Here is an 11609-nt window from a genome sequence, read left to right as displayed (position 1 = left end):
CGCATGATGTGACGCATTTTATGCACTATTAACTGTAGGGTTTTACTATATTCTCGCGCACTTGCATGACGGGACCGTCAAGGATGCCCCACCCTTAAATGCCAAGAGCCTAAATATGAAAAACTTTAATTATACCTATCTGTTATTTGTTCCAATGACCCTGCTCTCTCCCCTGAGCTTTGCACAGCAGCCTGAAACCGACAGTACGCAACAATTGATTGACCAGGCCCAGCGCCCCCCATTTACCCAAGGGGTGCTACCCGCCGCCAGCCATACAGCAGTAACCGCCGAAAAATCCCAGCCCCAACCAGAGCATCGCCTGCTGCCCATTTGGGGCGATGAAGCTCGAGCTCGCGGCTATGACCTGCCGGAACCCTTTGGCATCGGCGTCAATTACATGAACATGCGGCAGAATATAGAAGTCGATAGCATCAACTTTACCGGCTTGGGTTGGGATACATTCAATCTGCCGTCAAATTTGTTCAAAATCGATGTGGGCAAAACTCGCGAACAGAGCAAAACGGAAACCATGCGTCTGGATACCTGGGTGCTGCCGTTCCTCAATGTTTACGGCATCGTCGGCCATACCAAAGGCAGTTCGTTGTCCCAGGTCTCCGTTGATGCCGATCCCAGCCAACATTCAGAAATGATGGAAAAAATCATCGCCAATGTCGTACACGGCATGAATAAGCAAGGGACGCTGCGCGATCTGGATTTCAAACTTGATTTCAAGGGCACCACTTACGGCGCGGGTGCCACAATAGTCGGGGGATATGACAACTGGTTCGCCTCGGTCGATACCAACTACACCCGCACCAGTTTCGATATCCTCGACGGCCAGATTTCCGCGCTGACGGTGTCACCCCGCGTAGGTTACCGTTTCCTGGTGCCCGGTATCCGTGGGCAGAGTCATCTAAACCTCTGGGTCGGCACCATGTATCAGGACGTGCAACAAGAGTTCAAAGGCAGCCTGTCTGATCTAAGAATGCCGGCAGAACTGCAGTCGCTGATGGCCCTGGCCAATCAGAAAGGCGAAGGTCGTTTCGAGGTGAAGCAGCATCTGCAATCCCCATGGAATGTCCTGGTTGGCACGCAATATGAGATCACACGAAACTTCAACGTGTTGACCGAGTTTGGCTTTAGCCAACGCAACAGTTTCATGGTTTCCGGTGAATATCGCTTCTGATGGCGATATTTACCCGCAGTTTACCCCTGGCCTTGTTAGTCCTGTTGCCCGGTGTTGATGCCGCTTTATTGTCACGTCAGCAAGTAGATGAAATGTTGGCCCCTCTGGGGTCTGACAACCGTTTCGACAGCAGCAAAGCCATCGATTGGGGTGTCTTGCCTGGCCCGTTTTATACTCCCGAACTCGGTCTTGGCCTCGGTACCGCTATTGTTGGGATCTATCGGCCGGACAGCCACGACAACGTCAGCCAAAATTCGACGCTGGCGTTAAAAGGCTTTGTCAGCTCGACGGGGGCCTTTGGTGTCGGTTTCCAAAACCACAGTTTTTTCGCTGACGACCAATGGCGCTTCTTTGCCGACGGCTCTCTCAATAATATGCCCACCTATTTCTGGGGCACCGGCTACCAGGCTGGGCATAACGAGGGGAACAAGGAAAAGTACACTCAACAGTCATTCCAGATAGCGCCACAGCTGTTGTACCGCATTGCCAGCGCTACCTACGCAGGAATCGGCTGGGACTTTTCCTCAACTCACGCCAGCGATCCCGATGAGGGTAACAGCAGCCTGCTAAGGGCCCAAAACGCCGGTGTGTCCTCACTGAGCTCAGGAGTCAGCGGTTCGCTGAGTTACGACACCCGTGATTTCGTTTCCAATGCCAGTCGGGGTCAATTTTTTCGCCTGAGCGACACTTATTTTGCACCGGAGTTGGGCGGTGACAGCCGTTTCAATGCCGTTGAAGGCCAATACAATGCCTACCACAGTTTGAGTGCGAAAAGCGTGCTGGCGTTGGATGCCTTCAGCCGCCTGACCACTGGCGAGGTCCCCTGGGACAGGCTGTCTGAGCTGGGGGACGACCAACGAATGCGTGGCTATTATCAAGGCCGCTATCGCGACAAGAATGTGCTCAGTAGCCAGGTCGAATATCGTCGCAAGCTAAACTGGCGGCACGGGTACGTGCTGTGGGCCGGTGCCGGAACGCTAAGCAGCAAGGCCGGCGATCTGGGCCGTGGTCCCTGGTTGCCTACGCTGGGAGCGGGTTACCGTTTTGAATTCAAACCGAAAATGAACGTACGGCTCGATTTTGGCGTCGGGCGTGGAAGCAGCGGATTTTACTTTCAGGTTGGGGAAGCTTTTTAATGCGTTCTGTTGCACTGCTATTTTTTCTGTTATTGCCCCTCTCGCTGCCCGCCAAACCGTTGGAAACGCTGATCACTTCGCAACCCACCGGTGAAAGCCAAATTGTCTGGCCGGTGGCCGCGCCACTGCCACCACCGGGAGGTTTGCGCCCCTGCTGCGCCTTTGGCTATAACCTCAAAGCGCAAGCCTGGGGTATTCCCGTGCCGCTTTATCAATTAGGTAACCTGGTGGATGCCGACCGGCTTGGCACCCATCACTATAACGACAGCGCTTTCAACGCCATCAGCAACTTGCTGGGCATTGGCAGTGAGCAATTGGGCTTGATCTACACCCACCGGGGAGGGTTTATCGATATCGCCCACGTCCGTGATACCGCCGACAATACCCTCTTCCTGTTCAGCCAACTGCTACCCCGATTGGGTCAGCAGTGGCATATCGACCTTAGCCCTGAGCTGGCAACGCGTCGCATACAGCTTAACGCCTTTAGCCCACCTCAGGATGCAGCACAGCGCTATACGCTGGCGGCCTATTTGGCAGGAGAGATCGCCTTTCAAATGGCGGCATGGCATGAGATTGCACAGTGGTATGGCTACCGTTCCGTGCCGGGATTTTCTGAGGAGGTCTCGGCTTTTTCGCCGGAAGATTTGTATTCCAATCTGCTGGGGGCACGGCTGGCGATCGATGCAATTTTGCAAGGACAGGCGACGTCTCTCACTGCCTACAACAGCGCCATGGAGAGGCTGCTCCCTCAGGCTCTGCACCAGCTTGGCGCGGTATCCATCGCGGCGACCCAGCGGCAGTTTGACGGTATTGACGGCGACTGGTGGGACAGCCATCGCCGGGTGCCGGAGAAGTTTCTGGTGTTAAAACGGGATTACGCCACCGGAAGCAATCGCCTGCCTGCGCTGCCCCCGTTCGAGAAGACCGCCCCACAGCGCCTGACGTTACCGCTACAGCTTCAGGGGTTCAGTCTGGCAAGTCTGGGCGAGCTGCAACTCTGGCCGACGGATGACATGCGCCATCTTCCGGCACCCGCCCACTATTACCGCCCACAGGATTTCAATGGCCTGGCATTGCATGCTCGCGCAGCAGACGCACAGCAAATATTACAAAACGCCAGGCAAACAGGCGGTGATAAACGTCAAACGCCTTTGCGCAACAAATAGCGGTAAGGCGCAGTGTCGGTTTCCTGCGCCACCAGCGTGTGTTCCATAAAGCGGCAGAACCCCGGAATGTCACGGGTGGTAGCCGGATCATCAGCGATGATCAGCAGAGTTTCACCGTTATCCATATGGCGCACGGTTTTGCGCACCATCATTACCGGTTCAGGACAACGCAGCCCCAGCGCATCAAGCGTCTGGTCGGCCTGGGCAAATAAGTCAGTCATGCAATTTTTCTCGGTCGAAAACGATCGGCGAACGCTCGCCACATCTCATTAGCGCATAGTTTACGCCGGTAGTTTTTCTGTGCAAGATGCGTTAACGTTTGCGTTAAATTTAACCATTGCATTGGTTGCGCAAACGCGTATCATGCGGCCGCGACGCTTATTTCTCGGCGCAGAAAAGACATTCTGGGTTCCCTCACCCCACTGCTAAAAAGGCTACAACATGTATTCGTTTACTGCTCGGCAGCGCCTTACCGCGTTGGTCTGGCTATCGCTGTTCCATATTGTCATCATTACCTCCAGTAACTATCTGGTGCAGTTGCCGATGTCCATTTTCGGCTTTCATACCACCTGGGGTGCTTTTACCTTTCCGTTTATCTTCCTGGCGACCGATCTGACGGTGCGTATTTTCGGCGCTCCGCTGGCGCGACGCATCATTCTTTCGGTGATGGTACCGGCGTTGTTCATCTCTTACGTGATCTCCACCGTGACCTATCAGGGTGAATGGCAGGGCTTTGCCGCCTTGGGCAGCTTTAATCTGTTTGTCGCCCGTATCGCCGTCGCCAGCTTTATGGCTTATGTGCTCGGTCAGATCCTCGACGTCCACGTTTTCAATCGCCTGCGTCAGCGCAGCGCCTGGTGGGTCGCTCCTGCCGCCGCCATGTTCCTCGGTAACATCAGCGATACCCTGTCGTTCTTCTTTATTGCGTTCTACAAGAGCAGCGACGCCTTTATGGCTAACAACTGGGTTGAAATCGCACTGGTGGATTACAGCTTCAAGGTAATGATCTGCTTGCTGTTCTTCCTGCCGATGTACGGCGTACTGCTGAATATGCTGCTTAAGCGCATTGCCGCCCGCCAGAACGACGGCAGCCTGCAAGCGAGCTGAACCATGCTATTATTGGCGGCCTGCACCCACCCGGAGGCCGCCATGACCGTCACCATCCGCCACGCCACCCTCGAAGAAATCCACTGTTTGTACCAACAAATTCCCGAATTCGGCAGCCTGCACAGCCTGAGCGATTTGCAGCAACGTATTGGAGCAGCCCCAGCGAGCGCACTGATCGCCGAAGTCGATGGCAATCCTGCGGGTTTCAAACTCGGTTATCAACAGCAAGAAAGGGTGTTTTACAGCTGGCTGGGCGGCGTGCTGCCAGCGTTTCGTCGTCACGGTGTCGCGCTGGCGCTCCTGAGCGAACAGGAACGCTGGGCGCGGGCGCAAAACTATCTCCAACTGAGAGTGAAAACCCGCAACCAGTTCCGCGCGATGCTGATGATTCTCATCGGCCATCACTATCGGATTGTTCAGCTGGAAAAGAAAGGCGAAGTGGCTGATTATCGGCTATTACTTGAAAAAACCTTGTGACAACCTCTGCTTGCATTTCAACCTGGAATAGGTTGCGATACGTGAGAGAACCCCTACCTGAAAGGAAGAAGGAAGCCCAATGCGTAAAGTAGCAAAATTGATGGGTATCAGCCTGTTAGTGCTTGGCCTGGCGGCCTGTGACGGCGAAACCAAAGACACCAAGGCATCGGCAGGCGATGCCGCAGCCAGCGCCCCAGCCGGGCAACAGGTAAGCTTGCTGGATGGCAAGCTGGCGTTCACCCTGCCGGCGGGCATGGCGGACCAAAGCGGCAAGTTGGGTAATCAGGCGAACAACATGCACGTTTACGCCGACAGTACCGGCCAGCGTGCACTGATCGTGATCCTCGGCGACAAAACTGCCGACAGCCTGGAAACCCTGAGCAAGCGTCTGGAAGATACCCAGCGCTCGCGCGACGCCAACCTGCAGGTGATTACCAACAAAGCCATCGACGTTAACGGTGTTCCGCTGCGTCAGTTGGACAGCATCATCACCAGCGGCGGCGAGAAAGCCTACTCCTCTATCCTGATCGGCACGCTGGACAACAACATGCTGACCATTCAGGTGACGCTGCCGGCGGATAACCAGCAGCAGGCGCAGAGCGAGGCCGAAGGCATCATCAAAACGCTGAAACTGAAGCAATAAACCTTTCCGGGGCGCAGTTCACAACTGCTGCGCCCTTAAGCCAATGCCTGCGCCAGCAGGGTGATCGGATGTTCGCAGCGCTTGCTGGTCGACATCTCGATTTGCCATTTGCAGGTTTCGCAGTCAGTGACCACCAAATCCACCCCGCTCTCCTCTATCTGGCGGAACAGCGACGCACCAATGCCCTGCGAAGTCTCATAGTTCTCCGATTTAAAACCATAGGTGCCGGCAATACCGCAGCACTGCGAGTCCAGCACCACCAGTTCCAGCCCCGGTATCTGCCGCAACAGCTCCAGCGTATAGGCGGTCCAGCCCATTTTTTCCATATGGCATGGCGTATGATAGGCCACCCGCAGCGGCGTGTGCTTCAGCGGCAGCTGGCGCCCTTGATTGATCAGGCGGTACAGGTAGCGCGTCGCCAGCTCCACCCGTTCACGCACCGCCGAGGTGTCCACGTCCAGCAGGTGCGGGTATTCATCACGCAGGGTAAAAGTACAGCTCGATGAGGTTGCCACGACCGGGATACCCCGCTCCAACACCGTCTCGTGCAGCGATTCGGCGTTCACTTTGGCCTGTTTCCTGGCCTGGGCGATAAAACCGTTGGCGATCAGCGGTACGCCGCAGCATTTCTCCCGCTTGAGCAACTGCACGCCGATGTCCATCGCATTGAACACCTTGATCAAATCCTTGCCCAGTTGCGGATGGTTGTAATTGACGAAGCAGCCGTGGAAGAACGCGACCTGCTCGGCATAACGCCGTTGGGCCTGCGCCTGCTGACGGTACCAGCGGCGGAAAGTACCGAACGAGTATTTGGGCAACTCGCGGCGATGATCAATCTTCAGCGCCTTGTCGAGCAGGGCACGCACCGGTTTAAGCCCGGTAGCGGCATTAACGATTGGTGCAAACGGCGTCGACAGCGAGCCCATGAGATCGGTATGGCTGAGGATAGCGTCACGCAGCGTGGGCTTGCTCTGGGCAAAGTCGGCGCGGGCGCGCTGAATGATGTCGCCGATTTTGACGTCGGACGGGCAGGCCACCTCACAGCGTTTGCAATTGGTGCAATACTTCAGCGCCTCATCATACAGCGCCGGATCTTTCAGTCGCAGGCGCTCACCGTCCGGCCCCGCCTGTTTTGGCCCCGGATAGAGCGGATTCACCTTGGCCACCGGACAATAGGTGGTACAGACGGTGCATTTGATGCAATTCTCAAAACTGTTGTCTTTATGCAGGCTCATGGACGCTCCTCCTGTGCCGCAATCTGTTGCGCGACGTACAGCGCCCCAATCAGCGAAACACCCGCACCGCAGCCCTGCTGCAGGGGATCATAGCCGCCGGTCACTGCGCCGATGGCATACAGGTTGCTCAATGGCTCCCCCAGCCTTAAGGCACGCAGTCGGTTATCGGTACGTACCCCAAATTGCAAATAGGGTTGCGGAGCAAACAGATTGCGATCGCTCCAGTCTGCGCGATCCGCACGGCTGTCGACATCCAGCCCAAACACCGGTTCACGTATGCCGTCGAAGCCCGCCACCAGCCCGTTGCTGAAGAAGCTGCCGCTAGCCAGCACCACCTGCTGCGCCAGCAATGGAATATCGGTATGGTTGCGGGTATAGAGGCCAGTGACTCGCCCTGCTTCGATATCTGCCCGCAGTACGCTGTCACCCGGCATAAAAACGCCGCCCAGTTGCTGCAGACGCGAACGCAGCGCCTGATGCAGGCGCATACCCAATACCGAAGGCGGCAACGTCGGTAACAGCAGAATCGGTTTACCCACCGCCGCCCGCAACGCGGCCAGTGCGCTATCATCTTCCAGCCCCAGACAGGCAGGCAGGAAAATCGCCTCGGCATCACCGGCCAACCGACGCATTTCTTCTGCCATCGGCGTCAGGTTTTCCGGCAGATCCAGTACTCTGGCGATATTCACCGCCCGGAACTCACTGGGGTTGTTACGCAACCGATCCAGCGCCGGCAAGTGCATATAAGCCACTTCCGCCTTGATGCCCAGCGTCTGTACCAGGGAACTGGCGGCCAGCTGTGGCTGAAAATCCAAAAATCCTTCAATGCCGATCACCGCGATATTTTTCCACGCTAGTTCGCCGTCCAACGGCGTGACCGGAATAGCCTGAGGACTAAGCCAGGTAGCCCGGCGCGTACCCAGCGGAGTCACCCGCAGATGATTACGCTCATTGCTGCCCTGCAGGCTCAAACCACAGCGTTGCAACAGCAGAGCCGCATCATCTGACAGTGCGGCCACCCGTTCAGCGCCTATCAGCGCATAAGGATGCCGTGGCGCTTGCAGCTCAAGTGCCGGTAGCGCCATCAACGCCGACTCCACCAGGGTGCCGTCGGGCAGCTGCGCCAGCAGATCAAGCGATCCGGATGAAAAATAGAGTGCGCTTTGGCCAGAACTGACCACAGCGCAGCGCTTGCCTTGCTCTGCCAATCGAATGGCACAGCTCATGCCTGCCAGGCCACCGCCAATCACCACTACGTCAAATCGCATCATCGGCCTCCTGTTCCTTCCGGGCATCGAGCCCGCACAATCCCTGATAAACCCAGCTGGTAAACTCACTTTCACGTAGCGCATCGCCCCAGGCGATCGGTCTTACCCCTTTCCAACGCTCGTTAAGGAAATGCGATAGCTGATCGATAGACTGCTGCGGGGTGGTGACGTTAAAACGCGTCAACAGCCCGGCGGCACGGCAGGCGCAAAGCTCCCCCTGGCAGGTGCCCATGCCGACGCGGGTGCGGCGGCGTAGATCGACCAGGTTATTAACGGTGAGGGAGTTCACCGCATAACGCACTTCACCAGCGGTCACCGCTTCGCATTCGCACACCAGGCTGTTATCCAGCCGATCGCCGGCCGGTACCTGACTGGCCCTGTCGCCGTGGCGATAAACCGCCGAGCCGCGAATGCTGGCAGGCAGGGAAACCACGCTGCGCACCGTTTCTTCCGCCGACTGCCGTGAACCGGGCAAGGCCTCCTGCGCGGTGGTACAGGGGCTGTCTAACCGGAGCTTTTCGCACACTTTATCGGTCGCCCACTGCGCCATCAGCCGGTAGGTCATCAACTTGCCGCCGGTAATGGTGATAAAGCCTTCCAGGCCGTCGCGGCTGGCGTGATCGAGCAGCACGATGCCGCGGCTGACGTTGCGGCCGCTGGGGTCATCGTCACTGGCTACCAATGGGCGCACACCGGCATAGGCGCGCAGAATACGCGTCTGCGCCAGCTCCGGCGCCAGCAGCGCCCCTTCGCGGATCAGAATGTCCACTTCCTGCGGCGTCACCAGCATGTTGTCGATCTGGTCATAATCAATATGGGTGGAGGTGGTGCCAATCACCGAGATGGTGTCGCCCGGCACCAAAATGTCGGCGTCCGCCGGTTTGCGGCAGCGGTTGATCACCATGTTGTTGATGCGGTGGCCGAGGATCAGCAAAGCGCCCTTGGCCGGGAACATGCGAATGCGCAGATCGGCATATTCCGCAATCTGCTGGCCCCAGATGCCCGCAGCATTGACCACCACTTCGGCATGAATATCGTAGCGCTGTGCAGATTGATGGTCGAAAACGCGCACCCCGGTAACGCGATCGCCCGAGCGAAGCAAACCGACCACCTGATGATAGGTGAGGATCTGCGCACCGTGCTCACGGGCGTCGAGCATATTGGCGGCGGTGAGACGGAAGGGATCGACAGTGCCGTCCGGCACCCGCACCGCACCGATCAGAGCCGGGTTGGCCGCCGGCTCCAGACGCAGCGCCAGCTGTGGGTCGATCGCTTCGGCGTTGATACCGGCGCTGTGGCAGGAGGCAATAAACTGTTGTTGATAGTCCAGCGAATCCTGCGGCAGCGTAATAAACAGCCCATCGGTACGCTCGATGCAGTGGTGCGCAATACGCTTGAGGATTTGGTTTTCTTCTATGCATTCACGCGCCGACTCACCGTCGGTCACCGCATAGCGTGCTCCACTGTGCAGCAGGCCGTGGTTACGGCCAGTGGCACCGGTGGCAATATCGTGACGCTCCAGCAGTATGCAACGCAGGCCACGACGCGCGCAGTCACGAGCAATGCCCGCACCGGTCGCGCCGCCGCCAATAATGATCACATCCGTTTCGTTATCCGGTGAATGGCTGCTCATGAGGCTCTCTCAGGATCCGTGATTATTAGCCTATTGAGCCACAGTCATTGGGGTCTTTGTTTGATAAGGAACAATAACGAACTCGAAACGAAAACCAAATGTCCACAAAAAACCATGAATGTGATCATAATCACGATTTTTAGGCGTTTTTCTATTTCATAACGTTAACGAATCGCTCAAAATCCGCCGGTGTTTCATAAAAGTGTAACAATTGCGCCATCCATCACAGCGACACCAGGCTGTTTTGACTAGGATGACGCTCGTTATGGAACAAAAAAACACCACATTCGATATCCGCTCAATCATCAAATGAACGTAAAAGGTCATATTGATGTGATAACTAGATAAAGCCATCGGAGGCGCTCATGTTGAGTATTTTTAAGCCGGCAGCACACATTTCCCGTGTGCCGGTCGACAAAGTCGACCCGCTGTACCGTAAATTGCGCTGGCAGATTTTTATGGGGATTTTCTTCGGTTATGCCGCCTACTACCTGGTGCGCAAGAACTTCACCCTGGCCATGCCTTACCTGATCGACCAGGGCTTCAGCCGCGGTGACCTCGGTTTCGCGCTGTCCGGTATTTCCATCGCCTACGGTTTTTCCAAATTCATCATGGGGTCGGTTTCTGACCGCTCCAACCCGCGCGTGTTCCTGCCCGCCGGCCTGATCCTGGCTGCCGCGGTGATGCTGTTCATGGGCTTCGTGCCATGGGCGACTTCGAGCATCGCAGTCATGTTCGTGCTGCTGTTCCTGTGTGGTTGGTTCCAGGGTATGGGCTGGCCGCCATGTGGCCGTACCATGGTGCACTGGTGGTCGCAGAAAGAGCGCGGCAGCATCGTTTCGGTCTGGAACTGTGCCCATAACGTGGGTGGCGGTCTGCCGCCACTGCTGTTCCTGCTGGGCATGGCCTGGTTCAACGACTGGCATGCAGCGCTGTATATGCCGGCCTTCGGTGCCATCCTGGTGGCCCTGATCGCCTTTGCCCTGATGCGTGACACTCCGCAATCCTGTGGCCTGCCGCCGATCGAAGAATACAAAAACGATTATCCGGACGACTACAGCGAGAAAGCGGAAGAAGAGCTGACCGCCAAGCAAATCTTCATGCAGTACATCCTGCCGAACAAGCTGCTGTGGTACATCGCCGTGGCCAACGTGTTCGTTTACCTGCTGCGTTACGGCATCCTGGACTGGTCACCGACCTACCTGAAAGAAGTGAAGCACTTCACGCTGGATAAGTCTTCCTGGGCCTATTTCCTGTACGAATATGCCGGTATTCCGGGCACCCTGCTGTGCGGCTGGATGTCGGACAAGGTGTTCAAGGGCAACCGTGGCGCCACCGGCGTGTTCTTCATGACCCTGGTCACCATCGCCACCGTGGTTTACTGGCTCAACCCGGTCGGTAATCCTGGCATCGATATGGCCTGCATGATCACCATCGGCTTCCTGATTTACGGGCCGGTGATGCTGATCGGTCTGCACGCACTGGAACTGGCGCCGAAGAAAGCGGCCGGTACCGCGGCGGGCTTCACTGGTCTGTTCGGTTATCTGGGCGGCTCTGTCGCAGCCAGCGCCATCGTCGGCTACACCGTTGACTACTTCGGTTGGGACGGCGGCTTTATGGTGATGATTGGCGGCAGCGTCGGCGCAGTATTGTTGCTGCTGTTGACCATGCTGAGCGAGAAAAAACACCACGCGGAAATCGCTGCCAACAAACGCGGTTAAGCGTCATACCACTTTCGCATTATTTAAAGGCCGCACC

General features: G+C 56.8%; 11 protein-coding genes. 7 read left to right on the top strand and 4 right to left on the bottom strand.

Features of this window, described 5'->3' with window-relative positions; translation table 11 throughout:
- The first annotated feature begins 115 nt into the window (after positions 1-115).
- The 3 genes from SERS4_RS0101660 to SERS4_RS0101650 are packed head-to-tail and all read left to right on the top strand — an operon-like array spanning position 116 to position 3488.
- On the top strand, positions 116-1186 hold the full coding sequence (locus SERS4_RS0101660) for a hypothetical protein (RefSeq protein WP_017891287.1): 1071 nt from the start codon (positions 116-118) through the stop codon (positions 1184-1186).
- Positions 1186-2322 carry a BamA/TamA family outer membrane protein gene (locus tag SERS4_RS0101655; protein ID WP_017891286.1) on the top strand — a complete coding sequence of 379 codons (1137 nt, stop codon included), beginning with the start codon at positions 1186-1188 and terminating at the stop codon, positions 2320-2322. Before SERS4_RS0101660 ends, SERS4_RS0101655 begins: the two co-directional genes overlap by 1 nt.
- Positions 2322-3488, top strand: a complete 1167-nt coding sequence (locus tag SERS4_RS0101650; RefSeq protein ID WP_017891285.1) for a DUF4056 domain-containing protein — start codon at positions 2322-2324, stop codon at positions 3486-3488. Before SERS4_RS0101655 ends, SERS4_RS0101650 begins: the two co-directional genes overlap by 1 nt.
- On the opposite strand, the gene tusA is transcribed toward SERS4_RS0101650, so the two are convergent.
- Entirely contained in the window at positions 3464-3709 is a 246-nt protein-coding gene (tusA, locus tag SERS4_RS0101645) for a sulfurtransferase TusA (protein WP_012004676.1), read from the bottom strand. The genes SERS4_RS0101650 and tusA overlap by 25 nt on opposite strands.
- A 220-nt stretch (positions 3710-3929) precedes the next feature.
- On the opposite strand from tusA, the gene SERS4_RS0101640 reads away from it, so the two are divergent.
- From SERS4_RS0101640 to SERS4_RS0101630, 3 genes are all read left to right on the top strand, one after another.
- The gene (locus SERS4_RS0101640) at positions 3930-4595 is read left to right on the top strand and encodes a 7-cyano-7-deazaguanine/7-aminomethyl-7-deazaguanine transporter (protein WP_017891284.1); all 666 of its coding nucleotides are present in this window, start codon (positions 3930-3932) and stop codon (positions 4593-4595) included.
- A gap of 42 nt (positions 4596-4637) precedes the next feature.
- On the top strand, positions 4638-5072 hold the full coding sequence (locus SERS4_RS0101635; RefSeq protein WP_017891283.1) for a GNAT family N-acetyltransferase: 435 nt from the start codon (positions 4638-4640) through the stop codon (positions 5070-5072).
- Positions 5073-5151: 79 nt separating this feature from the next.
- Complete coding sequence (locus tag SERS4_RS0101630) at positions 5152-5715, top strand: DcrB family lipoprotein (RefSeq protein WP_012004674.1); 564 nt, start codon at positions 5152-5154, stop codon at positions 5713-5715.
- A gap of 35 nt (positions 5716-5750) precedes the next feature.
- On the opposite strand, the gene glpC is transcribed toward SERS4_RS0101630, so the two are convergent.
- The 3 genes from glpC to glpA are packed head-to-tail and all read right to left on the bottom strand — an operon-like array spanning position 5751 to position 9851.
- A complete protein-coding gene (gene glpC / locus SERS4_RS0101625; protein ID WP_012004673.1) occupies positions 5751-6950 on the bottom strand; it encodes an anaerobic glycerol-3-phosphate dehydrogenase subunit GlpC in 1200 nt (399 codons plus the stop codon).
- Positions 6947-8218, bottom strand: a complete 1272-nt coding sequence (gene glpB, locus SERS4_RS0101620) for a glycerol-3-phosphate dehydrogenase subunit GlpB (protein WP_017891282.1) — start codon at positions 8216-8218, stop codon at positions 6947-6949. Before glpB ends, glpC begins: the two co-directional genes overlap by 4 nt.
- Positions 8208-9851: an anaerobic glycerol-3-phosphate dehydrogenase subunit A gene (glpA, locus tag SERS4_RS0101615; protein WP_017891281.1), complete on the bottom strand. Its 1644-nt coding sequence runs from the start codon at positions 9849-9851 to the stop codon at positions 8208-8210. Before glpA ends, glpB begins: the two co-directional genes overlap by 11 nt.
- 365 nt (positions 9852-10216) lie before the next feature.
- Between glpA and glpT the strand changes: the two genes are divergently transcribed.
- Complete coding sequence (gene glpT, locus SERS4_RS0101610; protein ID WP_017891280.1) at positions 10217-11572, top strand: glycerol-3-phosphate transporter; 1356 nt, start codon at positions 10217-10219, stop codon at positions 11570-11572.
- Positions 11573-11609 lie beyond the last annotated feature (37 nt).

It is taken from the genome of Serratia sp. S4 (assembly GCF_000347995.1).
Taxonomy (GTDB): domain Bacteria; phylum Pseudomonadota; class Gammaproteobacteria; order Enterobacterales; family Enterobacteriaceae; genus Serratia; species Serratia quinivorans.
This window is presented reverse-complemented; position numbering and strand designations above follow the sequence as displayed.